This window comes from Paenibacillus sp. PK1-4R (genome assembly GCF_030369595.1).
Taxonomy (GTDB): Bacteria; Bacillota; Bacilli; order Paenibacillales; family Paenibacillaceae; genus Paenibacillus.
Window position 1 is genome coordinate 5,828,723 of record NZ_CP126535.1, and the last position, 24,391, is coordinate 5,853,113.

General features: G+C 47.1%; 21 protein-coding genes, 16 tRNA genes and 2 rRNA genes. 2 read left to right on the plus strand and 37 right to left on the minus strand.

Going from position 1 to position 24,391, the window contains the following annotated elements; all coding sequences use genetic code 11:
* Positions 1 to 23: 23 nt before the first annotated feature.
* The 20 genes from QNO02_RS25375 to QNO02_RS25470 all read right to left on the minus strand — a co-directional run bounded on the left by QNO02_RS25375 (position 24) and on the right by QNO02_RS25470 (position 9,166).
* Positions 24 to 99: transfer RNA gene (locus QNO02_RS25375), tRNA-Asn, on the minus strand.
* A gap of 301 nt (positions 100 to 400) precedes the next feature.
* Positions 401 to 1,327, minus strand: a complete 927-nt coding sequence (locus QNO02_RS25380; RefSeq protein ID WP_289390362.1) for a class I SAM-dependent methyltransferase — start codon at positions 1,325 to 1,327, stop codon at positions 401 to 403.
* A gap of 164 nt (positions 1,328 to 1,491) precedes the next feature.
* Positions 1,492 to 1,570: transfer RNA gene (locus tag QNO02_RS25385), tRNA-Leu, on the minus strand.
* Positions 1,571 to 1,576: 6 nt separating this feature from the next.
* Positions 1,577 to 1,650, minus strand: a tRNA-Cys gene (locus tag QNO02_RS25390).
* A gap of 6 nt (positions 1,651 to 1,656) precedes the next feature.
* Positions 1,657 to 1,731, minus strand: a tRNA-Gly gene (locus QNO02_RS25395).
* Between the two features lie 4 nt (positions 1,732 to 1,735).
* Positions 1,736 to 1,810 (minus strand) — tRNA-Gln (locus QNO02_RS25400).
* A 22-nt stretch (positions 1,811 to 1,832) separates the two neighbouring features.
* Positions 1,833 to 1,905: transfer RNA gene (locus QNO02_RS25405), tRNA-His, on the minus strand.
* Positions 1,906 to 1,934: 29 nt separating this feature from the next.
* Positions 1,935 to 2,008, minus strand: a tRNA-Trp gene (locus QNO02_RS25410).
* Between the two features lie 6 nt (positions 2,009 to 2,014).
* Positions 2,015 to 2,100, minus strand: a tRNA-Tyr gene (locus QNO02_RS25415).
* Between the two features lie 9 nt (positions 2,101 to 2,109).
* A tRNA-Thr gene (locus tag QNO02_RS25420) sits at positions 2,110 to 2,185 on the minus strand.
* Positions 2,186 to 2,205: 20 nt separating this feature from the next.
* Positions 2,206 to 2,281, minus strand: a tRNA-Phe gene (locus QNO02_RS25425).
* A 95-nt stretch (positions 2,282 to 2,376) separates the two neighbouring features.
* A tRNA-Asp gene (locus QNO02_RS25430) sits at positions 2,377 to 2,454 on the minus strand.
* Positions 2,455 to 2,481: 27 nt separating this feature from the next.
* Positions 2,482 to 2,555, minus strand: a tRNA-Met gene (locus tag QNO02_RS25435).
* A 17-nt stretch (positions 2,556 to 2,572) separates the two neighbouring features.
* Positions 2,573 to 2,648, minus strand: a tRNA-Val gene (locus tag QNO02_RS25440).
* Positions 2,649 to 2,715: 67 nt separating this feature from the next.
* A tRNA-Glu gene (locus QNO02_RS25445) sits at positions 2,716 to 2,787 on the minus strand.
* A 9-nt stretch (positions 2,788 to 2,796) separates the two neighbouring features.
* Positions 2,797 to 2,888: transfer RNA gene (locus QNO02_RS25450), tRNA-Ser, on the minus strand.
* A 3-nt stretch (positions 2,889 to 2,891) separates the two neighbouring features.
* A tRNA-Asn gene (locus QNO02_RS25455) sits at positions 2,892 to 2,967 on the minus strand.
* A 68-nt stretch (positions 2,968 to 3,035) separates the two neighbouring features.
* A 23S ribosomal RNA gene (locus QNO02_RS25460) occupies positions 3,036 to 5,963 on the minus strand.
* Between the two features lie 312 nt (positions 5,964 to 6,275).
* A 16S ribosomal RNA gene (locus QNO02_RS25465) occupies positions 6,276 to 7,828 on the minus strand.
* Together the 16S and 23S rRNA genes with 15 tRNA genes alongside form the textbook arrangement of a ribosomal RNA operon.
* Positions 7,829 to 8,287: 459 nt before the next feature.
* A complete protein-coding gene (locus QNO02_RS25470; protein WP_289390363.1) occupies positions 8,288 to 9,166 on the minus strand; it encodes a nucleotidyltransferase-like protein in 879 nt (292 codons plus the stop codon).
* Between the two features lie 122 nt (positions 9,167 to 9,288).
* Between QNO02_RS25470 and QNO02_RS25475 the strand changes: the two genes are divergently transcribed.
* The gene (locus QNO02_RS25475) at positions 9,289 to 9,669 is read left to right on the plus strand and encodes a DUF2614 family zinc ribbon-containing protein (RefSeq protein ID WP_017692307.1); all 381 of its coding nucleotides are present in this window, start codon (positions 9,289 to 9,291) and stop codon (positions 9,667 to 9,669) included.
* 264 nt (positions 9,670 to 9,933) lie between these two features.
* On the opposite strand, the gene QNO02_RS25480 is transcribed toward QNO02_RS25475, so the two are convergent.
* From QNO02_RS25480 to uptA, 17 genes are all read right to left on the minus strand, one after another.
* Positions 9,934 to 11,694: a glycosyl hydrolase family 18 protein gene (locus QNO02_RS25480; RefSeq protein WP_502921840.1), complete on the minus strand. Its 1,761-nt coding sequence runs from the start codon at positions 11,692 to 11,694 to the stop codon at positions 9,934 to 9,936.
* A gap of 110 nt (positions 11,695 to 11,804) precedes the next feature.
* Positions 11,805 to 12,227 (minus strand): peroxide-responsive transcriptional repressor PerR, encoded by a 423-nt coding sequence (gene perR, locus QNO02_RS25485; RefSeq protein WP_026081471.1) that lies wholly within the window; start codon positions 12,225 to 12,227, stop codon positions 11,805 to 11,807.
* 167 nt (positions 12,228 to 12,394) lie between these two features.
* Positions 12,395 to 13,804 (minus strand): DUF4097 family beta strand repeat-containing protein, encoded by a 1,410-nt coding sequence (locus tag QNO02_RS25490; protein WP_133387134.1) that lies wholly within the window; start codon positions 13,802 to 13,804, stop codon positions 12,395 to 12,397.
* A 26-nt stretch (positions 13,805 to 13,830) separates the two neighbouring features.
* Complete coding sequence (locus QNO02_RS25495) at positions 13,831 to 14,424, minus strand: hypothetical protein (protein WP_289390366.1); 594 nt, start codon at positions 14,422 to 14,424, stop codon at positions 13,831 to 13,833.
* 147 nt (positions 14,425 to 14,571) lie between these two features.
* The gene (locus QNO02_RS25500; protein WP_017692302.1) at positions 14,572 to 15,282 is read right to left on the minus strand and encodes an MgtC/SapB family protein; all 711 of its coding nucleotides are present in this window, start codon (positions 15,280 to 15,282) and stop codon (positions 14,572 to 14,574) included.
* A gap of 32 nt (positions 15,283 to 15,314) precedes the next feature.
* On the minus strand, positions 15,315 to 15,779 hold the full coding sequence (locus QNO02_RS25505; RefSeq protein WP_249913170.1) for a GNAT family N-acetyltransferase: 465 nt from the start codon (positions 15,777 to 15,779) through the stop codon (positions 15,315 to 15,317).
* Positions 15,780 to 15,875: 96 nt separating this feature from the next.
* Positions 15,876 to 17,315, minus strand: coding sequence for an Asp-tRNA(Asn)/Glu-tRNA(Gln) amidotransferase subunit GatB (gene gatB, locus QNO02_RS25510; RefSeq protein ID WP_062836483.1), 1,440 nt, complete (start codon positions 17,313 to 17,315; stop codon positions 15,876 to 15,878).
* Positions 17,316 to 17,341: 26 nt separating this feature from the next.
* A complete protein-coding gene (gene gatA, locus QNO02_RS25515; protein WP_289390369.1) occupies positions 17,342 to 18,799 on the minus strand; it encodes an Asp-tRNA(Asn)/Glu-tRNA(Gln) amidotransferase subunit GatA in 1,458 nt (485 codons plus the stop codon).
* Positions 18,800 to 18,826: 27 nt separating this feature from the next.
* A complete protein-coding gene (gene gatC / locus QNO02_RS25520) occupies positions 18,827 to 19,114 on the minus strand; it encodes an Asp-tRNA(Asn)/Glu-tRNA(Gln) amidotransferase subunit GatC (RefSeq protein ID WP_036607033.1) in 288 nt (95 codons plus the stop codon).
* A 205-nt stretch (positions 19,115 to 19,319) separates the two neighbouring features.
* A complete protein-coding gene (locus QNO02_RS25525) occupies positions 19,320 to 19,703 on the minus strand; it encodes a hypothetical protein (protein WP_024631336.1) in 384 nt (127 codons plus the stop codon).
* Positions 19,704 to 19,835: 132 nt separating this feature from the next.
* Positions 19,836 to 20,066, minus strand: coding sequence for a sigmaY antisigma factor component (locus tag QNO02_RS25530; protein WP_289390373.1), 231 nt, complete (start codon positions 20,064 to 20,066; stop codon positions 19,836 to 19,838).
* A complete protein-coding gene (locus QNO02_RS25535) occupies positions 20,059 to 20,394 on the minus strand; it encodes a YxlC family protein (protein ID WP_289390374.1) in 336 nt (111 codons plus the stop codon). Before QNO02_RS25535 ends, QNO02_RS25530 begins: the two co-directional genes overlap by 8 nt.
* Before the next feature lie 2 nt (positions 20,395 to 20,396).
* Positions 20,397 to 20,927, minus strand: a complete 531-nt coding sequence (sigY, locus tag QNO02_RS25540; protein ID WP_091038580.1) for an RNA polymerase sigma factor SigY — start codon at positions 20,925 to 20,927, stop codon at positions 20,397 to 20,399.
* A gap of 103 nt (positions 20,928 to 21,030) precedes the next feature.
* Entirely contained in the window at positions 21,031 to 21,276 is a 246-nt protein-coding gene (locus QNO02_RS25545) for a hypothetical protein (protein ID WP_091038578.1), read from the minus strand.
* A 608-nt stretch (positions 21,277 to 21,884) separates the two neighbouring features.
* The gene (locus QNO02_RS25550) at positions 21,885 to 22,517 is read right to left on the minus strand and encodes an MBL fold metallo-hydrolase (protein ID WP_289390376.1); all 633 of its coding nucleotides are present in this window, start codon (positions 22,515 to 22,517) and stop codon (positions 21,885 to 21,887) included.
* A 6-nt stretch (positions 22,518 to 22,523) separates the two neighbouring features.
* Complete coding sequence (locus QNO02_RS25555) at positions 22,524 to 23,093, minus strand: thioredoxin family protein (protein WP_017692292.1); 570 nt, start codon at positions 23,091 to 23,093, stop codon at positions 22,524 to 22,526.
* 2 nt (positions 23,094 to 23,095) lie between these two features.
* Positions 23,096 to 23,710, minus strand: coding sequence for an undecaprenyl phosphate transporter UptA (gene uptA, locus QNO02_RS25560; protein WP_091019353.1), 615 nt, complete (start codon positions 23,708 to 23,710; stop codon positions 23,096 to 23,098).
* 160 nt (positions 23,711 to 23,870) lie between these two features.
* Between uptA and QNO02_RS25565 the strand changes: the two genes are divergently transcribed.
* Positions 23,871 to 24,218: a dehydrogenase gene (locus QNO02_RS25565; RefSeq protein ID WP_074096436.1), complete on the plus strand. Its 348-nt coding sequence runs from the start codon at positions 23,871 to 23,873 to the stop codon at positions 24,216 to 24,218.
* The last annotated feature ends 173 nt before the right edge of the window (positions 24,219 to 24,391 follow it).

Sequence of the window (24,391 nt, forward strand, 5' to 3'; positions counted from 1 at the left end):
GCCAGCTCGGACACCTCTTCATATGGCTCCCCGAACAGGGCTCGGACCTGTGATAACTCGATTAACCATCGAGTGCTCTACCAACTGAAATAACAGGGAATATGCTTCAGAGATCATCTCTGAAAACGAGGTATGTGTTTTGTTTTTCGTTGTCTCGAACATCTCTAAATAAACGAGGGTCTGGTTCAAAGCGGTCGATGAATTAGTGGCTTCAAAAAAGAGGGAGCTTATAACCTGCTCCCTTCACCTACAACTTCACTTCTGCAATCTTAACTTCATATGTTTCACACGTGCATCTTCTTGTTTGGTAGTACGATGCTTCCTAGTGTCATCTTAGACGTTAGACTACATTGTCAGTCTCAATTCCTGATTATCAGTACACGTGCCAAGCTTACGCGAATTATCGCTTATCCTTAGTGCGAACTGTTTTCATATTGGGTTGTTCAAGTTGAATTAGAATTTTGCCAAACCTTGCTCCACGTGAGAAGGTCACCGTACTATCCCTGTACGTATCCCGAATGTACTTCTCAGCCAATCTGAGAGAATCTTCATCGGATGGGAACTCATACGTATTAAGCCATTCTGGCAGCTGCTCGATAATCTCTTTCACCGGTACTTCAAATGAGTTAACTTCTCTCGTAATAATCATCGTATAAGAATAACCCTTCAAATACAGCAACTGTTGGATATACCCCATATCACCGGCCATGTATGAAGAAGTTACTCCCAGTACATCCTTAAGTTCATCCATTAATGTGTGTTCCTTCTGTCCCGCCATAGTACTTATATACACATACTTCCGGGCGCAATTAATTGCCTGCTCAATCGTTTCCCAATCCGACATCGCCGGACACATGGATGCAAATGCAAAGTCATATTTCTTCTCCCAACCCTTATCCTTAATGGAGATTTCTTCATATCGTTCGTTTACAATTTCGATATTGGATTCCAAAGATGAAGGTATCGTCTCTTTCATAAGGGAGACAAGCAACTCCGAAGGCTCAACTGCGGTCACACTTGCTCCCTTTTCCGCAAAAGGAATGGTAAATATGCCTGAAGCGGCTCCAATGTCCAAAATGGATAACCCTGCGAATTCCACACCCTGGTTTTCAATCCAGCTCATAATGCGTTCAGAACGCTGCTTTCCTTCTTCGGTGAACGACTGTGCATGATAATCCCTGGCCCACCGCTCAAAAGCTTCTTCTGTATTAAAGGGGACGCTTTTCTTCTTATATTTTGAACTTCTCGGACGATTCTTCCATGCCTCTTCCCATACAGAAAGATCAAATAACAGATCGGTATCCGATACATTTTTTCCATCAGTCACTCTACTTCACTCCTCCACATTAAAGACTTTACTTATCTACAATATACTTTATATAATCATACGTCAATCTTTAACTCTAGATTTTCTTACTGCACATAAATCGTTTCATATAAAATAAAAATAGCCCTACACATTGCATAAGCAACATGTAGGGCTATTCAATATACCGGCGAGAGGACTCGAACCTCCACGGTTTCCCACTCGATTTTGAGTCGAGCGCGTCTGCCATTCCGCCACGCCGGCATATGCTGGAGGCGCCACCCAGATTCGAACTGGGGATAAAGCTTTTGCAGAGCTGTGCCTTACCACTTGGCTATGGCGCCATATTTTGGAGCGGACGACGGGAATCGAACCCGCGACCCTCGCCTTGGCAAGGCGATGCTCTACCGCTGAGCCACGTCCGCATAATGGCTGGGGATATAGGATTTGAACCTATGCATGACGGAGTCAAAGTCCGTTGCCTTACCGCTTGGCTAATCCCCAATAAAAAATGAAAAAACAAAGGGGCGATCGAGGGGAATTGAACCCCCGAATGCCGGATCCACAAACCGGTGCGTTAACCACTTCGCCACGATCGCCACAAAAGGTTATTATCTAAAAAGTTAATTGGCAGGGGCAGCAGGAATTGAACCCACACCAACGGTTTTGGAGACCGTTGTTCTACCTTTAAACTATGCCCCTAAAAACTGGTGGAGGATGATGGATTCGAACCACCGAACCCGTACGGGAGCAGATTTACAGTCTGATGCGTTTGGCCACTTCGCTAATCCTCCAGGATTACATGGTGCCGGCGAGAGGACTTGAACCCCCAACCTACTGATTACAAGTCAGTTGCTCTACCAGTTGAGCTACACCGGCATATTAAATTGTTTTGAAAATGGTGGCTCGGGACGGAATCGAACCGCCGACACGAGGATTTTCAGTCCTCTGCTCTACCGACTGAGCTACCGAGCCATAATAAAGTCTAATCTTAATTCCTTACACTTTATATAGGGCATCAGTGCCATACAGCAGATGTAGTGAACAGTTTGCCTCATGTAAAGATTAAATGGCGGAACCGACGGGATTCGAACCCGCGATCTCCTGCGTGACAGGCAGGCATGTTAGGCCAACTACACCACGGTTCCAGATCACTTTCTCAAAGGAAAGTATAATTGCGGGGGCAGGATTTGAACCTGCGGCCTTCGGGTTATGAGCCCGACGAGCTACCGGGCTGCTCCACCCCGCGTCGTTATAAAGTTTATATGGTGGAGGCTGAGGGGATCGAACCCCCGACCCTCTGCTTGTAAGGCAGATGCTCTCCCAGCTGAGCTAAGCCTCCAAACAACACATTTATGATCATACCATAATCTTGTTGTAAAAATCAACTTCTTTTTTTGAAGTTATTATGACCCGTAGGGGATTCGAACCCCTGTTACCTCCGTGAAAGGGAGGTGTCTTAACCCCTTGACCAACGGGCCTTAATATTATGGCGGAGAGAGAGGGATTCGAACCCTCGAGACGCTTGTGACGCCTACACGATTTCCAATCGTGCTCCTTCGGCCAGCTCGGACACCTCTCCATATGGCTCCCCGAACAGGGCTCGAACCTGTGACAACTCGATTAACAGTCGAGTGCTCTACCAACTGAGCTATCAGGGAATATGCTTCAGAGATCGTTCTCTGAAAACTAGATTCGAAACGAAACATGCGAATTACAACTTGCATATTTGGATAAGCCCTCGACCGATTAGTACTGGTCAGCTCCATGCATTGCTGCACTTCCACCCCCAGCCTATCTACCTCGTCGTCTTCAAGGGGTCTTACATACTGGGAAATCTCATCTTGAGGGGGGCTTCACGCTTAGATGCTTTCAGCGTTTATCCCGTCCGTACATAGCTACCCAGCGGTGCTCCTGGCGGAACAACTGGTACACCAGCGGTACGTCCATCCCGGTCCTCTCGTACTAAGGACAGCTCCTCTCAAATTTCCTACGCCCACGACAGATAGGGACCGAACTGTCTCACGACGTTCTGAACCCAGCTCGCGTACCGCTTTAATGGGCGAACAGCCCAACCCTTGGGACCTACTTCAGCCCCAGGATGCGATGAGCCGACATCGAGGTGCCAAACCTCCCCGTCGATGTGGACTCTTGGGGGAGATAAGCCTGTTATCCCCAGGGTAGCTTTTATCCGTTGAGCGATGGCCCTTCCATGCGGTACCACCGGATCACTAAGCCCGACTTTCGTCCCTGCTCGACTTGTAGGTCTCGCAGTCAAGCTCCCTTATGCCTTTGCACTCTTCGAATGATTTCCAACCATTCTGAGGGAACCTTTGGGCGCCTCCGTTACTCTTTAGGAGGCGACCGCCCCAGTCAAACTGCCCACCTGACACTGTCCCCGCACCGGATTACGGTACCAGGTTAGAACCTAGATACGATCAGGGTGGTATCCCAACGTTGCCTCCATGGAAGCTTGCGCTCCCACTTCAAAGGCTCCCACCTATCCTGTACAGATCGTACCCAAATTCAATATCAAGCTGCAGTAAAGCTCCATGGGGTCTTTCCGTCTTGTCGCGGGTAACCTGCATCTTCACAGGTATTAAAATTTCACCGGATCTCTCGTTGAGACAGCGCCCAAGTCGTTACGCCATTCGTGCGGGTCAGAATTTACCTGACAAGGAATTTCGCTACCTTAGGACCGTTATAGTTACGGCCGCCGTTTACTGGGGCTTCGGTTCACAGCTTCGGGATTGCTCCCTAACCACTCCCCTTAACCTTCCAGCACCGGGCAGGCGTCAGCCCGTATACTTCGCCTTACGGCTTCGCACAGACCTGTGTTTTTGCTAAACAGTCGCTTGGGCCTTTTCACTGCGGCCCCCTCGTGCTATTCACACTACCGGGGCACCCCTTCTCCCGAAGTTACGGGGTCATTTTGCCGAGTTCCTTAACGAGAGTTCTTCCGCGCGCCTTAGAATACTCTTCTCGCCTACCTGTGTCGGTTTGCGGTACGGGCACCTTCACCTGGCTAGAGGCTTTTCTTGGCAGTGTGAGATCATGACCTTCGCTACTACAATTTTCGCTCCCCATCACAGCTCAGCCTTACAATGTGCGGATTTGCCTACACATCAGCCTTACTGCTTAGACGGACATCCATCAGTCCGCGTCACTACCCTACTGCGTCCCCCCATTGCTCATAACGGCTTACGGTGGTACAGGAATTTCGACCTGTTGTCCTTCGACTACGCCTTTCGGCCTCGCCTTAGGTCCCGACTTACCCTGAGCGGACGAGCCTTCCTCAGGAACCCTTAGGCTTTCGGCGGATCAGATTCTCACTGATCTTTTCGTTACTCATACCGGCATTCTCACTTGTATAATGTCCAGCGCTCCTTACGGTACACCTTCAACCCTTATACAACGCTCCCCTACCCCTGATGCAAAGCATCAAGCCATAGCTTCGGTGGTGTGTTTAGCCCCGTTACATTTTCGGCGCAGAGTCACTCGACCAGTGAGCTATTACGCACTCTTTCAATGGTGGCTGCTTCTAAGCCAACATCCTGGTTGTCTGTGCAACTCCACATCCTTTCCCACTTAACACACACTTGGGGACCTTAGCTGATGGTCTGGGCTGTTTCCCTTTTGACAATGGATCTTAGCACTCACTGTCTGACTCCCGGAAGTAAGTCTATGGCATTCGGAGTTTGACTGAGCTTGGTAACCCTTGCGGGCCCCGCACCCAATCAGTGCTCTACCTCCACGACTCTGTTTTCCGAGGCTAGCCCTAAAGCTATTTCGGGGAGAACCAGCTATCTCCGAGTTCGATTGGAATTTCTCCGCTACCCCCACCTCATCCCCGCATTTTTCAACATGCGTGGGTTCGGGCCTCCAGTGCGTGTTACCGCACCTTCACCCTGGACAGGGGTAGATCACCCGGTTTCGGGTCTACGTCCACGTACTAAGTCGCCCTATTCAGACTCGCTTTCGCTGCGGCTCCGGCTCTTCACCTTAACCTTGCACGGGAACGTAACTCGCCGGTTCATTCTACAAAAGGCACGCCATCACCCCTAAAACGGGCTCTGACTTTTTGTAAGCACACGGTTTCAGGTTCTATTTCACTCCCCTTCCGGGGTGCTTTTCACCTTTCCCTCACGGTACTGCTTCACTATCGGTCGCTAGGAAGTATTTAGCCTTGGCAGATGGTCCTGCCGGATTCATACGGGGTTTCACGTGCCCCGCACTACTCGGGATCCGTCTCGGAGGGAACAGACTTTCAATTACAGGGCTTTTACCTTCTTTGGCGGGCCTTTCCAGACCTCTTCGCTTAACCGGTTCCTTTGTAACTCCATGTGAGACGTCCCACAACCCCAAAGAGCAAGCTCTCTGGTTTGGGCTTCTCCGCGTTCGCTCGCCGCTACTGACGGAATCACTATTGTTTTCTCTTCCTCAGGGTACTTAGATGTTTCAGTTCCCCTGGTATGCCTCTACACAACCTATGTATTCAGTTGTGAGTAACTGGAAATTACCCCAGCTGGGTTTCCCCATTCGGACACCCCCGGATCAAAGCTTGCTTACAGCTCCCCGAGGCAGTTTCGTTGTTCGCCACGTCCTTCATCGGCTCCTAGCGCCTAGGCATCCTCCGTGTGCTCTTAGTAGCTTAACCATTTTGTTCCGGTTTCGGTCGCTCGCTTCCCTTGGTTTGGACTGCGTCCAAATCCAAAAGTCGCTCTCACCCGATACCATCACAAAAGCAATTTAACTACCTTTATACACTTCACTTGTTTACACAAGATCAGCTTAAAGGAATGTTCTAATTCGCGTTTGTTTCGTTTCGATATCTAGTTTTCAAAGAACAAGCTCCATGCAAAAGCAAGCTGTTTGAGAGTTTGAGCTCTCAAAACCGAACAACGAGTGAGTGTTTTGCAGCTAAGCTGCATATTTGAATGTTTCCGTTGCAGGAAACGATTCTCCATAGAAAGGAGGTGATCCAGCCGCACCTTCCGATACGGCTACCTTGTTACGACTTCACCCCAATCATCTATCCCACCTTCGGCGGCTGGCTCCTTGCGGTTACCCCACCGACTTCGGGTGTTATAAACTCTCGTGGTGTGACGGGCGGTGTGTACAAGACCCGGGAACGTATTCACCGCGGCATGCTGATCCGCGATTACTAGCAATTCCGACTTCATGCAGGCGAGTTGCAGCCTGCAATCCGAACTGAGACCGGCTTTGTTGGGATTGGCTCCATCTCGCGATTTCGCAGCCCGTTGTACCGGCCATTGTAGTACGTGTGTAGCCCAGGTCATAAGGGGCATGATGATTTGACGTCATCCCCACCTTCCTCCGGTTTGTCACCGGCAGTCTATCTAGAGTGCCCACCCGAAGTGCTGGCAACTAAATATAAGGGTTGCGCTCGTTGCGGGACTTAACCCAACATCTCACGACACGAGCTGACGACAACCATGCACCACCTGTCTTGAATGTTCCGAAGAAAAGGTACATCTCTGTACCGGTCATTCAGATGTCAAGACCTGGTAAGGTTCTTCGCGTTGCTTCGAATTAAACCACATACTCCACTGCTTGTGCGGGTCCCCGTCAATTCCTTTGAGTTTCAGTCTTGCGACCGTACTCCCCAGGCGGAGTGCTTAATGTGTTAACTTCGGCACCAAGGGTATCGAAACCCCTAACACCTAGCACTCATCGTTTACGGCGTGGACTACCAGGGTATCTAATCCTGTTTGCTCCCCACGCTTTCGCGCCTCAGCGTCAGTTACAGCCCAGAGAGTCGCCTTCGCCACTGGTGTTCCTCCACATATCTACGCATTTCACCGCTACACGTGGAATTCCACTCTCCTCTTCTGCACTCAAGTCACCCAGTTTCCAGTGCGATCCGGGGTTGAGCCCCGGGATTAAACACCAGACTTAAATGACCGCCTGCGCGCGCTTTACGCCCAATAATTCCGGACAACGCTTGCCCCCTACGTATTACCGCGGCTGCTGGCACGTAGTTAGCCGGGGCTTTCTTCTCAGGTACCGTCACCTTGAGAGCAGTTACTCTCCCAAGCGTTCTTCCCTGGCAACAGAGCTTTACGATCCGAAAACCTTCATCACTCACGCGGCATTGCTCCGTCAGGCTTTCGCCCATTGCGGAAGATTCCCTACTGCTGCCTCCCGTAGGAGTCTGGGCCGTGTCTCAGTCCCAGTGTGGCCGATCACCCTCTCAGGTCGGCTACGCATCGTCGCCTTGGTGAGCCGTTACCCCACCAACTAGCTAATGCGCCGCAGGCCCATCCCCAAGTGACAGATTGCTCCGTCTTTCCAGTTTCCTTCAGGCGAAGAAAACAACTATTCGGTATTAGCTACCGTTTCCGGTAGTTGTCCCAAACTTGAGGGCAGGTTGCCTACGTGTTACTCACCCGTCCGCCGCTAAGTATCAAGGAAGCAAGCTTCCTATCAACTCCGCTCGACTTGCATGTATTAGGCATGCCGCCAGCGTTCGTCCTGAGCCAGGATCAAACTCTCCAATAAAGTATTGAAAAGAGCGATAAGCTCATTTTGAATCTGACGAGATTAAAAATCTCATTTGTGCTCCAGTTGATTCAAGCCAAGGCTTGTTTCAAACTTTTGCGTTCATTCTGCAAGCAGAATGTTTACTCACTCGTTGTTCAGTTTTCAAAGATCAAACACGATTTGTTTTACTTCTTTTTCGTCTCTACCAAGTTTCGGCGGCGACTTAAATAATGTAACACATTTCGTTTGTTTTCGTCAAGAACTTTTTTTAATTTCTTTTTTTGGAAGCTTTAGTTCTTCACTTTTCCTCTGAAGAATTTATCGTTTGTTGGCGATAATCTCGTTTGAGGAACGAAATATAATGTATCATATATCGTGAATGAGAGTCAACCTCTTTTTATAAATTATTAAACAAACAAAAAAGGAAGGTTTCCCCTCCCTTATGTGATCAATATAGCGTTAGGCTTCGGGAGGAGGTTATGCCTCAATCCAATACCGAATTTCCCTACCTTCTCCTTCGATCGATGGCCATCCTGCCGATTCTTTTACAATAGAACGAAAGACCAGCTTACGTATAACCAAAGGCAGATCTTCTCGAACAAATCTTAACTGCGGATGATGAACAAGTTCATTCATGCTCCACGGCTCCTTGCGACTTCTTAACACACGCAGCAGCAGTTCTGAGCATTCACTCATTTTGGACATTACGGAAAACTCACAGGCAAGCAGGACAAGCTCCACTCGCTGCTCCAGCGTCTCCGAGCTTACGGTAAGCTCTTGATATAGTTTCCATAAAGCGCGATCCAGATTCTGCACATGTGTCCAGACGGCATGATCCGGGTATATCCCCTGTTCAATCAATACAATTCTTGCCCAGTTCCCCAGAGCCTCTAATACATTGTAGTAGGCGTCTACAACATGACCTTCCTGAATATGACGTTTGGCCTCCACATACATTCTCAAGAAACTGGTGAATTCATGTAGCAGCTTCTGCTCACGCAATTCTGCCCCAAAGGCAGACAGTTCTTCTCGCAAATCACTTAGGGCGCTGTCCGCTTCCCAGATAATCTCACCTTCAATCAGACACTGGGTGAGATTATTATGATTCCCGGTAACTACACTACTCTTTAATTCATGACGGCTTGCATAGATCATCTGATAACGAAGATCACCATATCTGTAATGTCCCACCGCCGACTTCAATTGATCATCATTATGAACAACAAGTACTAATAATTCGAAATCTTGAATTAGGGAGCCGTGGAATCGCTCTCCCGGGTGGGAATAAGCGATAGCCCCAACTGCCCCTGTCTCTTCCGACTGTTCGGACAAAAAAGCAAGGTTCTTTAATTCCACGATTCCCTCCATACATTTCATGGCAGATAAGCGCCAAGTCAGTTATAATGTAATTCTACATCCAGACTGAAGTTTCCTTCTTTTCCAGGTCCAATACTACTCATACGATAGGAGCATTTTTCATGATTTTTAAATCAGCAAAAATTAATGCTTTTCGCACTTGGGGATTACTACTGACCATGCTAGGTATGGGCCTAATGATACTGGGAACAGCCGGGATTGTTTTCTGGGGACATGCAGGCAAGGTATTCGCAGCTGTAGGGCTCGTCATCGGACTGATTGCCATGATGGCCAGTCTAGCCATTTATTTCTGGGCGGGTATGCTCTCCACCAGCGCAGTACAAGTCGACTGTCCGGAATGCGGGAAGTTAACCAAAATGCTTGGCAAAACGGATCGTTGTATGTTCTGTCATACCATCCTCACCCTGGACCCCAATAAAGCCAACATGACCAGTCAACAACTGAAAGCGCCTTCTACACAAGCTCCCCCAACCGATGGTTAGCACGAAATGATCTCCAACCGCTAAATGTCTTTTCCCTTAATTTCATTGAAGAACAAAAAAAAGGCCCGGTATGTTTACCGGACCTTTTTTGGACTTGGCTTATAAGTGAGCCCTTGTTGCTGTTATCAATAGCTAAGATATGAAATTATGTTATAAATTCTACGACCAATAAAACGGTAGACTGCACGTATGATGGTACCAAAGGAGAAACTTTGAGCTTAGCGAAAATAAATTAAAGCAATCAGACACTCTGTTCTGAGTAAATTATTTCTGGTAACCAGCCTGCTTTAATACCTCCCATGCAGAGGCATTAGCAAAACTCCGATTCCATGCTGCTACTCCGCCCAGCTTCAACGAAGCAATCAAATCCACACGCGCCTGAAGGGACACGGCATCTTCGATCCATATTTTCTTGGTAGCTCCGTCTTCCTTATATTCCACATAGTTCTGTCCACTTGCCTGATCCAGTTCAGGTTTGAGTTTCTTCTCTTGGATCAGCTCCACAATGGTATTCATGCCCACCGCTTTGGAAGACACTTTAACCTCACCCTGATCATTCATCTCTTCCGTCCATATCCGGGTATAGAGCGGAACAGCCATGATCAACTTGTTAGAAGGGACTTCATCCTCCTCAAGTATGCGTCTCATGGAAGCCTCGGTCCAAGGCAGAGACGCTACCGAACCTGCCTTAGGACTGGCCGCCCAATGTTCATCATAAGCCATCACAATAACATAGTCTGCAAAAGAACCTAATGCACGGCGATCCAGAAAGGCAGACCACATCTCACTGTTCGATTTTGGTGTTACATCGATTGATAACATCAACCCATGTATACGAGCCATCGCCTTGATCTCGCGCACAAACTGCGTAATATTCGGCCCGTCATCGGTATACACGTTCTCAAAGTCGATGTTGATACCATCCAGTTGATACGTCTGTGCATACTCTAACATCTGCTCAATAATATGCGTGCGTGTCTCGTAAGAAGCTACAGCTTCTTTGGTAACGTCCGGATCAAAGCTGTTATCCATGAGGCCCCATACTTCCATACCCGAACGGTGAGCCCAGTTCACATAAGCTTGGTTTCCCTTGCTTTTCACAGTGCCCTGTCCATCCGTAATATGAAACCATGTGGGGCTGACCACATTCACACCAGGCATTTTACCGATAGAGCCCACATCAGGCTGACGATTGTACACGGCTTCCCAAACCAGATTTACCGGTTTATTCTGCCACTTCTTCTCTGCTGCAGTCAGCGTATACTTGGGCAAGTCCACCTTCTTTTTCTCGGTGAGGACAATATAATCATTATCTACATATCCGGCATATCCATTATCGAGTTGGACAAAACTCTGTTTATCACCCGTCTGCCATACACGTACCCTTGCATCCTTTTCCATATCGGCAATGATTGGTGAGGATTCTCCCCCACGTTTATATAACGGCACGGTCTTGTCCGCTTTGGATGATAATGTATCAATCTCTGCATACTGAATCATGTCTCCTCCACGCATCAGCAGCACAGCACCTGTTACTGAATCTTCCTGTACGGTTATGCCATATACCTCTTTCAAAGGTTTGAGCGGAATATAGGCTTCTCCGTCCTTAACCTCAGGCTTAACTGTCATAGGATAATCTTTGTGATTAAGTTCTGCTTGTGTGCTTCCATCTTTCATATGAAGGACTCGCTGAGGAGAGGCAATGATGATATCTCCCGATTCTGATTCATAACGTATGCCTGCATCAATCGCTTCTTGCAGCACATCTACAGGCAACTTGAGTTGATCTCCTGTACCCAGAGCGTCTCCATCCATCAGTTGCCCGTCTACAAAAATAGGCTGGCTTCTTCCTACCCAGTCGGGGTCTTCATGGGTCTGGTTCAACCATACATTTGTTATAAGCCAGTAAGCCCCCCCGGCGATCAGACAAGCCCCCAGAAAACCGGGCCAAAATGAACGTCGCTTCTGACGTGTATATCTGCGTTTTCTACCCAAACGTCTACCTCCGTTAATTATGCTGATCATAAGGATGTGCGCATAAGTTGTTATAAAGATGAGCCTTTTGCATAAATGCTAAAAAAAAACGTGAAGAATCCATACTGAATTCTGCACGTTAATATTGTAATTCAACTCTCTTAATCCCTGCAACTTTTGCAAACGCCATATACTTCCAATCGGTGACCGTGTACTTCGAATCCTGTACTAGACTCCGCCTGAAGCTCTACACTTTTGAGTGAAGGATAGCTGAAGTCTTCAATCTTGCCGCATTGATCACAGATAACATGATAATGATCCGTCACATTGGCATCGAAGCGACTTGAATTATCTCCGTATGTCAATTCCCGGACCATGCCAGCTTCCAGAAACATCTTCAAATTATTATATACCGTTGCCACGCTCATACTGGGAAATTGGGGTTCAAGGGCTCGGTAAATTTCATCGGCTGTCGGATGCCCCATGGATTCCATCAGATAGTTCAATATGGCATGACGCTGGGGTGTAATACGGACACCGGTCGTTTTCAGATGCTCCAACGCATGTTGGACACGTGTTGCCATAAAACCCACCGCCTTACCTTTCATTCTCTGGTGAAGAGTAAGTTACTGTCTCCTCGCTCAGAGTTGATTCCCGGCCATTAAGAACGACAATCCATCTTTCATGCCGTGTAATCTTGCCAGTGTACATTTATTGTACGGCGATTACAAGTTTATTGTCAACGCGGCAGTCAAGGAACCTCTGTAGAATCCTCCTGGGAATTTGGTCCGTCCTCGGTAGTCTGTTCCAGATTCTCAGCCGTATCTTCAGAATCAGGTGTAACTGTTTCAGGCGTAGATACAGCCGGGTTGCTCTGAATGGTGAGATCACTGTTGCCTTCAATTTTCACCCTGTACTCGCCCTCACCGAGCTGGCCTTCTATGGTTTTATTCTGTACTTTGAACGGCAGATCCGTACTTAAATCTCCATAACTGCTGGAACCCGCAAGACTGTAGTCTCCACGATCAGGAAGTAATACGTTAATGGCTCCCACCGCACTGTACACATCCCAGTCCCCTCCGACTTTGGTAGATATGATGTTAATACTGCCATTAAGCGATTGGGCTTTGATTCCCAGATTGGCTCCATCCAGCGTAATATTGCCGTTGCGTGTCTCTGCGGTGAATTCACCAACGGAGTCCGCAATACTGATACTTCCCACTTGTGTAGTAAGATCTACATCGCCGGAAATACCGCGAGCCTTCATGTCGCCACGGTTACTGTCCAGATCCACATTACCGATGGCGTTGGCTACAATGACATCTCCGTTCAACGTTTTCCCTGAGATATCTCCAACAGCATTGGTAATCCGGATACGTCCGTTACCCGTTTCGGCCAGTATGGTACTAATGGCTTCCGGACGGTTTAATAATATGGCTCCATTGGAAGTTCGAATATCCAGATTAAAACGACGATCATCCGGGATCGTAATGGTAAGATTCATACGTGGCTGCGTTTTTTCATTGTCTCCATACGTCTTGCCTGTAGCCTTGATATAAATTACTTTTGTACCATCGGTCTCTACAAAAGAGGCTGCTGCAACGGCCTTTGCCTGTACTTCCGTCGTCTGATCTACCCAGATCACCGTCCGTACTTCAATCTCATCCGTATCTCCGCGTTGTACCGAGATATCTCCGTTGACACCTTCGACCACAAGATCCGACGTATCCATGCGAACAGGTACACGAATCGTGCCCTTATCCTCCATATATCCTGCCGCTTGACTGTAGTCCATGGATGCCGCTCCGAGATTTAGACTCACTCTATTCCATAAGTGCATGTAGTGATCCTGCTCGGTGACGATAAATACGGAAGCTGCCAAAATCAGTGAGGTTAGAATGCCTTTGGCATCGGGTCTGAAGCGTACTTTGATTTGCTCATCAGGATTGCTCGGGTTATCCGATTGCACCTTGTTTCTTCTGCGTGTCCACAGGAACAGCACAATATATTCAACACCTAAAACAACGAGCAAAAATGGCCACCAGTCCACCATCTCATATACATAGTCAGTTCCCCACCGTTTATCCAAAATCAACAGCACACCGACCGCTATGATTAAGGCGGCAGCCGTATAGCGGCCAACCCGGACTTTACGGTTCATCACGTTCCCTCCTTGTATCGTTTCCACTACATTTTTTTCTTGTTCAACATAACCCAGAACTCACGACCAAACAGAAGCAAACCGCCTACGATCATGAGAACCGCAAATGAATATCCGCCGTACATGGCGAGAATCTCTTGAAACCAACGTGGTTTGCGAAAAAACAGCACCATCAAAGACCCTCCCACAATCAGAAGTAATCCAAACGATATGCCTCTCTCCCAGACCATCATTGCATCTCTCGTAGAACGTTCATTGGATATCGGCTTGTCCGAAGTTGCCTGGGTTACAGCTCTACGTCTGCGCATCATGACCCAATCTGCAGATTGCAACACATCATATACATTGTAAAAGTAAATAACAGGAATACATAAAGCCAGTAAGATGAGCAATGGCACATTGATCTGTATTCCAATGGATGAGAAGTACAATACTGCTGACAGATCAAGCAAAACAAGCAGCATAAAGGTCAAACCTCTCATGTACAATCTCAGATAAATATGACCCAGGCCAGGAATAATGGCACTCAGAAATCCCGCAATAAACTTGTGAGTCCGATTTCTGACCGGTTTGGCCTGGACTGAACGGTTCTTTTTGTTCAATTGACGTCTCCGTTTCATAACATACTCCTCTCTTCTGATCTGACCTTCCGCTCTTCATGCATTTGGTTAGATAGTACCCTAAAGAGCAAGGAGAGTAACTGGAAGAAATATGGATATGACCAAAAACCCTCCGGCACTACTGGCCTGGGGAGGGTTGTAATTCATTTATTCGATCGACACCTTGGTAACGTGTTCCCACTGTCTTAACTTGGATACCAAGCCTACCGTTTGGAAATCATGCGGTACCTGAACATGTAAAACAATCTCAATTTTACGTTCAACCGACACCATCTCTGCATAAGCCAGGTCTTGTTCATTCACAGTGATTTTACGAATTTTGATCTTTTCCTGCTCCATACATGAAGACAGTTGTTCGAGAAAACCGGGTTCAGACAAGGTATGAAGTGTAACAACATGCAGTTTATTCCCTCGCAAATACCTCAGCTCTAATTTGTTAAAGACCCAGAGATTAAGTAATACCAGGACGGTGGATACAATAGAGGCAAAAAAGAATCCCGCACCTGCTGCGAGCCCAATGGCTGCAACAACCCAGATTGAAGCTGCTGTAGTCAGTCCGGTAATGGATTTTCCCGTGAAGAGAATTGTCCCTGCTCCCAAGAATCCGACACCAGTAATTACAGCAGTAGCCAGACGTGCTGGATCGATCCTTACATTTAATTCATTAGCAAAATCTTTAAAGCCATAAACAGACAACATCATAATCAGTGCAGAGCCAAGACATACCAGGATATGGGTACGCAAACCGGCAGCATGATTGGACCGTTCCCGCTCCAGGCCTACGAGCCCTCCAAGCAGCATAGCCAGCAATAATCGTAATAAAATGTGCCACTCATCAATGAACCAGGGATCGCCCAAAGTCGGTATTCCTCCTCAAGTTGTTAATATTATTAAAGTTTATTCTTGTGAAAAGTCGTTAATTCCACTCCAGGTGCAATCTGTGTGACCTCCACGGGATTAAAACCAAATTTGGTGTACAGATTCACTGCAGGTTGATTCAGCGTTCCTGTGGAGACGATATAACGTGGAAGATCCGCATGCTGTTCCAACACATACGTCATCAAAGATGCCGCAATTCCCTTGCGAAAGTGATCCGGGTGCACCATCATTCGTGTAATGGTCAGTGTATTCTTCTCTTCCTCTGCTACAGCAACAGCCCCGATAAGCTCACCGTCATCATGGATACAACCATAAAAACTCTCTCCACATTCCCGCAGTGTCTCCATCGTATCCATCAAAGGAGGAATCTCCTGGAATCCGATGATTTCGGCTTCCAATCGGTAAGCTACATGTTGTAGTCTCCATAACTGTCCCAACGTCTCCAGATCACTCAGTGACAATGGTTGAATGTTCATATCCGTTCCCCCGTCCGAAATACATTTGTATCTATCAATACCAAAAAGAGGCTGTCACAGGGACGAGCCTCTTTCTGTCCGGCCTCACCGGAAGGATTAGCGGTTCAGTACATCTGCAAGCAGTTGGTTGGCTAAAGCAGGATTCGCCTTGCCTTTACTTTCTTTCATAACCTGACCAACAAGGAAGCCAATGGCTTTTTGTTTACCAGCTTTATAGTCTTCCACGGATTGAGGGTTATTCGCTACAACCTGCTCAACGATGGCAAGAATGGCGCCTTCATCACTAATCTGCACAAGACCCTTCTCTTCAACGATCTGCTGTGGAAGCTTGCCGCTCTCCAGCATTTCCTTGAATACCGTTTTGGCGATTTTGCTGTTAATGGTGCCCTTCTCCAGCAGCCCGATCATCTCACCCAAACCCTGACCTGTCAGTGGGACCTGAGTCACCTCAAGATTGCTCGTATTCAGGTAACCCAGCAAGTCGCCCATGATCCAGTTGGATACGGATTTGGCATCCTGAGTGAATTTCAAGCTATCTTCGAAAAGATCAGCTATAGCCTTGGATGAAGTAATAACCTCTGCATCATAGCTAGGCAATCCGTAATCAGCCGTGTAACGAGCTTTACGTTCGTCTGGGAGCTCAGGTATGGTAGCCTTGATGCGCTCTTTCCAGGCTGCATCAATATGCAGCTTCACGAGATCGGGGTCCGGGAAATAACGGTAGTCATGCGCCTGTTCCTTACCACGCATCGACAGTGTTTTTCCTTGAGCTTCGTCCCAGCGACGTGTCTCCTGAACCACTTCACCGCCATCATCCAGAATTTCAGCCTGACGATATTGTTCATATTCGAGACCACGTTGAACACCACGGAAGGAGTTCATGTTTTTCAGCTCAGCTCTTGTTCCCAACTTCTCCTGTCCATGTGGACGCAAACTGATGTTGGCGTCACAACGCAGTGAACCTTCTTCCATCTTCACGTCCGATACATCACAGTACTGCATGATTGCACGCAATTTTTCAAGATACGCACGTGCTTCTTCCGGAGAAGAAATCTCAGGTTCGGATACAATCTCCACGAGTGGCGTACCAACACGGTTAAAGTCCACCAAAGACGCGTATCCGCCATCGATATGTGTAAGCTTCCCTGCATCTTCCTCCAAGTGAAGACGTGTGATGCCGATTCGTTTCGTTTCACCATTCACTTCGATATCAATCCAGCCGTTCTCACCGATTGGTTGATCGAATTGCGAGATCTGATAAGCTTTTGGTGAATCGGGGTAAAAGTAGTTTTTACGGTCAAACTTGCTGACATCAGCAATCGTACAATTCAGGGCCATCGCTGCCTTCATGGCGTAGTCTACCGCCTGACGATTCAGTACTGGCAGTACGCCCGGATGTCCGAGACAGACCGGGCAGGTATGCGTGTTCGGCGGAGCTCCAAAAGCTGTGGAGCAGCCGCAGAAAATTTTGGAGTTGGTATGCAACTCCACGTGGACTTCAAGTCCAACGACCGTTTCATATTTAGATGCGGACATTTCTATATTCCTCCGTTCCGGGCAGTCTACAGCTGCGGACGCTGCTTGTGGAATTCTGTATTTTGTTCAAACGCATGCGCTACACGCAATACGGTTGTTTCATCAAAGGCTTTACCGATAATCTGCAGGCCAACAGGCAATCCATCCGAGAATCCACATGGAATACTAACGGCAGGTACACCAGCCAGATTGACTGGAATCGTTAGAATATCGTTCAAGTACATTGTAAGTGGATCATCCACCTGTGAACCCAGTTTGAACGCCGTAGTTGGTGCAGTTGGTCCGATAATCACATCATATTTGGCAAATACATTGTCGAAATCCTGTTTGATCAATGTACGTACCTTCTGTGCTTTCAGATAATAGGCATCATAGTAACCCGAGCTGAGTGCATACGTTCCGAGCATGATACGCCGTTTCACTTCGGGACCAAAGCCTTGACTGCGGGACTGATGATACAGATCCAGCAAGTTGTCCGGATTGTCTGCACGCACGCCATAACGTACACCATCAAATCGAGCCAGGTTTGAAGAAGCCTCTGAAGATGCCAGCAGGTAATACGTAGCCACCGCATATTCGGTATGCGGAAGGGATACTTCTTCCCATGTTGCCCCGAGTCCTTCAAGAACTTTCAATGCAGCCAGAACCGTTTCTTTCACTTGTGGATCGACGCCTTCACCGATGTATTCCTTCGGAACAGCAATACGAAGTCCTTTGACATCACCTGTCAGTCCGCTCAAATAATCCGGAATTTCTACTTTTGCAGATGTCGAATCTTTGGCGTCATAACCAGCAATGGCTTGCAATACATAAGCAGAATCTTCAACATTTTTCGTCAAAGGTCCAATCTGATCCAAGGATGATGCAAATGCAACCAATCCAAAGCGGGAAACAAGTCCGTACGTCGGCTTTAATCCAACAACACCGCAATATGAAGCAGGCTGTCTGATAGAACCACCTGTATCTGATCCAAGCGTGAAGTATGCTTCTCCCGCAGCCACAGCTGCTGCAGAACCACCACTGGAGCCTCCTGGAACACGATCAAGTGCCCATGGATTACGTACAGGGGAGAAACTTGAATTCTCATTGGAGCCACCCATGGCAAATTCGTCCATGTTGAGTTTACCAATAGTTACGGTGTCCGCAGCTTTCAATTTCTCGACAACTGTCGCGTCATACACCGGGTCGAAATTACGAAGGAATTGGCTACCGCACGTCGTGCGCAGTCCGTTTGTAACGATGTTATCCTTAATACCTACAGGCAGACCAAAAAGCAAACCTTTCTCCTCGCCGCTAACCAGACGTTCATCCAGTTGACGTGCACGAGCGCGTGCTTGTTCTTCATCCAGTGCCAAATATGCCTTAACTTTATCATCATGCGCGCCAATGTTCTGATACGCCTGATCCACCAAATCGCTGACCGACAGCTCTTTGGCATGCAGCTTGTTATGTAACTCAGGCAACGATTGTTCAAATAAACTCACAGTTTTTGTCCTCCTTCCGGTTATCCGTTATTCCATTACTGCAGGCACTTTAAACTGCCCGTCTTCTTCTTCCGGTGCATTGCGCATCACCTGTTCAATCGACAGGCTTTCTTTGGTCTCATCTTCACGCATAACATTGCTTACGTGCAGAACGTGAGTGGTGGGCTCGATGTCTTCTGTATCCAGCTCATTCAGCTTTTCTGCATATTTTAAAATCGCGTTCAGCTGACCTGTCAGGGTCTGTTCTTCTTCAGCAGTCAAGTTGAGCCGGGCCAGCTTGGCCACATGCTGAACGTCATTATTCGAAATACTCATTAGCGGATGCCTCCTTCATTCATTCTGATTCCCGAAACGACCTGAAACGAATCGCTCGTTTAACGGGCTAAAGTCTCAAGATAACTTTTTTCATTATAGGTGAGATAGTTCGACAATTCAATGCAAATGACCTGTCAGGCTTCCGGGAAGCTAAAATCAAACTTATAAAATAAAAAAGAGCCGGCATCAGCCGACTCTTAAAATTCTAAATCCATGCACGCAGATTAACCTGCTTTATAAAATCCGCCTGTGACATAACATCGTTCGCGGTTTCCTCTTCCTCTTCCACAGCTTGAAAATCTCCGTTCATCAGATGATGAAACAGCTTCTCATTGTGTGTCGCAAGGGCGTAATCTATCAACGCTTCTCGCTCGACCCGCTCAGCTTCCTGCTTCAGCAGAACCTCTTCCAGATCGACGTCGCCGGATGGAACAAAAAAGTTCCGGTTCACCTGCGGCACTCGAAGCACGTAATCGAACGCATTGTCCGGATTCCGGTCATAAGCGATGATGAAACCATATTCCCCCACAGGAAGATTCTGCTCAAACGCATCCGCGACGATGACAACCTTCTCTCCTAATCGCAGCATCGTCTAACCTCCTGGTAGTCTATCATTAATATTTATTTGTATAGTCTACTAGAAAAGAATAACGATGTCTAGGAATACTAGAATTAAACAACATATTTGTGCAAAATCTTTTTTTCCATTTTTAAAATGATGTTATTTCTGATTTCGTGCACCTGGCTTGCGCTGTGATCGAATCACGACAAACCAGTAAATAATGAGCGGCGTGGGAAATCCGGTGATTCCCCATAATCCCCATAACCAAGGGAAACGTCCACGTCTGCGTGCGTCCTGAAAGATCCATGTGCCTTGAACCAGGAGGAAAATGCCAAGCAATATAAGCCATAGTGGAGAAATTTCATCCAATGAATAATGCATTTTATTCATGATGAACCTCCTTCCGACGCCGTCCTGCCCAGATCACAACTAAAATCACGGCAACTGCTGTACCAAGCGCCTGGATACTCAAATATAGAGCTGGAGCAGATACGAACAATAATGCCCCGAACGTAATAGCAAGCAATCCAACCAACCAGAAACATATCATCTCGATCCAATTGGCTCGACGTCTAATCTGTCTCCGTTCCCTGACTTGGGCTTCAAGTGCACCCAAAGAAGGAATACTTGTCGGCTCAAATGCATCATCCAGCACTTTCATGTGTTGCTGCAATCGTTCTACAACTTCTTGTTCTTGTGCATCATCTGATCTGCTCATCCTTATTCCAGCTCCTTTCTTAACTGACGGAGACCATAAGCTGTGCGTGACTTCGCCGTTCCCGCAGGAATACCCAGCATTTCCCCGATCTCGTCATACCCGTATCCATAATAATGCTTCAGTAGCACTGCAACACGATGTTCGGGTGTCAGTCTTGTCATCGCATCCATGACATCTGTCCATTCTTCATTCCGAGTCTCAAGCTGCCAGCGGAATCGACGTACAGCCTGATCCCGGATGAGAGCAAGCCAGTTCTGTTCTCTCTTCTTACGTCTTGTCTTATCGATATAGATGCGGGTCGCAATGGTGATCATCCATGATGAAAAGGCAGACGTGCCATCATATCGATGGATATTTTCCATACAACGAATCATCGTATCCTGCACCGTCTCTTCTGCGAGGTTAGCGTCCATCGTAACTTTGACAAGATACTTATACACAAACGTGTAGTGACGTTGCAACAACGCTGCGAGTGCGCTATCGTCTCCCGATACTGCTCTGCGTACCTCTTCAAGCTCAGCTGCCTTTATCATGATTATCACCTGCTTCCCGTTCAATCTGGAGTTAATACGACAGGCTCTGCAGAAACGTTCAATGGAATCAAAAAAAATTAAAACCCGACAATTTCCCGGGCAATCAGACTTGTTTCCGGTAATCTTGCAGCTTGTCGAACCATGGTTGGTTGCGGGCTCCGTTTCTTAAAACACGGCTTGTCCATATATTCTGCTGAGACTTCATCATTTCATTGGCCACGCTAGGGTTATGTATTAAAGCTCGCTCAGTACCCGGTTCTCTTTTCCCACTTTCCAATATACGACGGTTTTCTTCAATGATCGGATGCTCGACACGCTGATTCAACGGAATAACTCTTGGTTTCTCCACTTTGATATTCCCCACTCTCATGATCTATATAAGTTGAACTAAAGATTATTTACACTGACACTAGGATGACAGAATAACCTTCCAATCGCTGTTATCCCCAGATTTTTTGATTCCCTTTTCTTAAAGGGAAAATCCGGGGATAGCTTATGCTTCCGATGCAGCTTTCTTTCAGAAAGCTTTTAGGCGAAGTGTATGCTTTCGAAGTAGCTTTCTTGCAGAAAGCTTGTAGCTTCGCTTTTTCAGTTTTTTTCTGTCCTCTCCGTTATTGTGTAAATGATTAGTTCAACTTATATACTATTTTTCTTAAACTCATCATTTCTAAACAATCTGTGCTTGTTGCTATCTTGCTATTGGTCTCAAACTGACTTGTGATGAAGCGCATCTTACATCTCTATGTAGCGTAAAAAAGGCTAATTCTGTGATAAAAAGGGGCTGAAAACAAAAAAAGAACGCAAACCGGGTATAGACCACAGTCTGCGTGCTTCGCGAGGTTGGATGTTTCTTGGTAATGCTTCAGTTAGATGATGCCTTAACGCTTGTAACAACTAATTGCTATTCTAATGAAAAAGTTGTCACTTGTCCAGACTTTCTTCACATATCATGTCGGATTATCTTGCGGACACGTAAGGATTGTTCTGTTTCTCATAACCAATGGTCGTTTTTGGACCATGACCTGGATATACTTTCACTTCATCAGCAAAGGTGTAAAGCTTGTTCTGGATTGAATCAATCAGATCCCGTTCACGCCCTCCTGTCAGGTCCGTTCTGCCCACACCCATGCGGAACAGCACATCACCGGCAAACAGGTCGTTATCACAAAGCAAACTTATACTGCCTGGTGAATGTCCAGGTGTATGGAACACTTTAAACGTATGACCAATCAGATTCAGCTTCTGCCCTTCGTCCATGGCATATTCAGCAGGATCTGTCGAAAGCGGTGGTGTCGCCTGCGGCCAATTCAAAGATCCATTTAATTTCGGGGTGGTAAGCCAGTCGCTCTCCAAGTCATGAAGATAAACGGGACATCCCTTCAATTTACGGATCTCATCTACCCCGCCCATATGATCAAAGTGAGCATGAGTGAGGAGAATGGCTTCAATCTCCAAGTCTTGGATCGCCTTAAGCAGCGGCCCTGGATTCATGCCTGGATCGATAATGACGGCTTTGCCCAGATCATCTCCTTGTAGGAGATACGCATTGGTCTGAAGCGGGCCTAGTGTAAACGTACGAATGTTAAGCATATCGGTTTAGTAACCCGAAATCAGTTCACGCAGCTCACGGATAATGGCCGCATGTGACTCCGTTCCTTCCCCATAACGTTTACCAATCTCTTGACGCGCCACAGCCAAATTTTCTTGATAATCTGCTGCTTCACGATCTGGATTAAGGCGTTTGAATTCAATCATGACTTCCTGGACATGCTGCGGACGTGGTCCCCACTGACCCAACACATGTCCACCTGTATCTGCAAAAATAACGACTGGCACGGAACGGCCACCCATCGTCAGGAACTCATCCATCACTTCAGGATGGTTCTCCATGATCAAAACTTCAGTTGGGATTCCTGAGATTTCAAGCGCCTGGAACACAACCGGAATATTACGGACAACATCCCCGCACCAGTCAGCAGCCAGAATTAACACACGCAGATCATCGCGATGGTTCAGACTCTCAAAAAACTCACGATCCTCTTCGTTCGACCAAGTAAAGCTATCATAATTGGCCTGGAATTCACTTTGGTTCTTGGTCATACTTTCAATAAAATCCTTCGGTGGCAGACCTTTACCGAATTTGTGAGACAAGTTGGGTTTACCCATGACTAGACACTTCCTTTCTTTTTACGAGCATTCATCCATTTAATAAGTACATAAACGATCATAAGGGCGAGAGCGACAAGCAAAATAGGCATAACATATGGTGCCGCTTTCTCATCAATATGCTTCCATTGGTCTCCAAGAATCATCCCTAAATATATAAACAATGCAGTCCAAGGTATAACAGCGAGTGTAGTAAGCAAGATGAATTTGCCTGTGTGCATTTTCGTGATGCCAGCCGGGATGGAGATTGCATGTCTTACCACCGGAACAAAACGCGCCGTGAAAATGACACCTGTACCATACTTGCGGAACCACTCCTCGGAATGGTCGATGTGTTTTTTCTGGATGAGTATGTATTTCCCATAGCGTTCAAGCACAGGTCTGCCGCCATAACGGCCAATCCAGTAGATAAATAACTGGGCAATCACACCGCCCACCGTACCAAAAATCATAGCACCGAAAAAGTTGATATTACCTTGTGAAACGAGAAAACCTCCATACGCCAGCACAATTTCGCTCGGGATAACTTCCAACATTAATCCAAGCATGATTCCAAAGTACCCAAGACTTTGAATCCAATCGAACAATTGGCCAACAAGGTTATGAATAAAGTCCATCTCAACCCTCTTTCTCCATCCTGATTGGCGGTGCCCCTCCGCACCATGGATGTTCGTCCCTATTTTATCACAGGGCTGTGGACGTTGCTACTTCACGAGGTTGGGATAGTGTCCCGTTCGCAGCAGTCCGCATATGGTATGGGGAGAGGAGCGTGAGAAGATGTCACACAAGTCAATACCCGGTTCTCCGCCGGTCAAACATACGCAATCCGGTCAAAACCTTCCTTCCGCCAGAGGAATTCGAAGAGCATGCAGCAAGGAATTGTACCGGACAGCCAAAAGGCTAAAAGTATATGTCTCTCCCGAACGGATGAAGCAGGCAGAAGAATATTATTACGGTAAGGTGATCACAAATCTGCTCTGGATTGGGGAGAATCGCGACAACCGCAAGAAATTATGTGAGTGGTGGAACACGGATGTCAGTGCAGAGATCGCCGCGATGTGGGAAGTAGATGTTGAACCATTAAAAGATGCGTTTCAGCACGCATTTGGCGGTTATCGTCTGTAGGAATGCAAAATGAGGCAGGTAGGTGTGTCTTCAAACCTACTGAAAGACGCAGCAAAGCTAAAGCGAATCTGAACATGTTAGGAACAGTCAAGGGCACTGTGTCCTTAACGTGTGATGTTAAAGTGTCCTTCACGTACGAGTAAGCGATAGAGACAACAAAAATGCGATTTTCT

What these genes read in the sequence shown, in the direction of transcription:
- QNO02_RS25490 (WP_133387134.1), bottom strand. Translation starts at nt 13,804, where the DNA reads ATGAACCGTAAAGTCCGGGTTGGCCGCTATACGGCTGCCGCCTTAATC.
- QNO02_RS25475 (WP_017692307.1), top strand. Translation starts at nt 9,289, where the DNA reads ATGATTTTTAAATCAGCAAAAATTAATGCTTTTCGCACTTGGGGATTA.
- gatC (WP_036607033.1), bottom strand. Translation starts at nt 19,114, where the DNA reads ATGAGTATTTCGAATAATGACGTTCAGCATGTGGCCAAGCTGGCCCGG.
- QNO02_RS25565 (WP_074096436.1), top strand. Translation starts at nt 23,871, where the DNA reads ATGTCACACAAGTCAATACCCGGTTCTCCGCCGGTCAAACATACGCAA.
- QNO02_RS25505 (WP_249913170.1), bottom strand. Translation starts at nt 15,779, where the DNA reads ATGAACATTCAACCATTGTCACTGAGTGATCTGGAGACGTTGGGACAG.
- QNO02_RS25495 (WP_289390366.1), bottom strand. Translation starts at nt 14,424, where the DNA reads ATGAAACGGAGACGTCAATTGAACAAAAAGAACCGTTCAGTCCAGGCC.
- QNO02_RS25530 (WP_289390373.1), bottom strand. Translation starts at nt 20,066, where the DNA reads ATGAATAAAATGCATTATTCATTGGATGAAATTTCTCCACTATGGCTT.
- QNO02_RS25525 (WP_024631336.1), bottom strand. Translation starts at nt 19,703, where the DNA reads ATGCTGCGATTAGGAGAGAAGGTTGTCATCGTCGCGGATGCGTTTGAG.
- perR (WP_026081471.1), bottom strand. Translation starts at nt 12,227, where the DNA reads ATGGCAACACGTGTCCAACATGCGTTGGAGCATCTGAAAACGACCGGT.
- sigY (WP_091038580.1), bottom strand. Translation starts at nt 20,927, where the DNA reads ATGATAAAGGCAGCTGAGCTTGAAGAGGTACGCAGAGCAGTATCGGGA.
- uptA (WP_091019353.1), bottom strand. Translation starts at nt 23,710, where the DNA reads ATGGACTTTATTCATAACCTTGTTGGCCAATTGTTCGATTGGATTCAA.
- QNO02_RS25550 (WP_289390376.1), bottom strand. Translation starts at nt 22,517, where the DNA reads ATGCTTAACATTCGTACGTTTACACTAGGCCCGCTTCAGACCAATGCG.
- QNO02_RS25555 (WP_017692292.1), bottom strand. Translation starts at nt 23,093, where the DNA reads ATGGGTAAACCCAACTTGTCTCACAAATTCGGTAAAGGTCTGCCACCG.
- QNO02_RS25535 (WP_289390374.1), bottom strand. Translation starts at nt 20,394, where the DNA reads ATGAGCAGATCAGATGATGCACAAGAACAAGAAGTTGTAGAACGATTG.
- gatB (WP_062836483.1), bottom strand. Translation starts at nt 17,315, where the DNA reads ATGTCCGCATCTAAATATGAAACGGTCGTTGGACTTGAAGTCCACGTG.
- QNO02_RS25480 (WP_502921840.1), bottom strand. Translation starts at nt 11,694, where the DNA reads ATGATCAGCATAATTAACGGAGGTAGACGTTTGGGTAGAAAACGCAGA.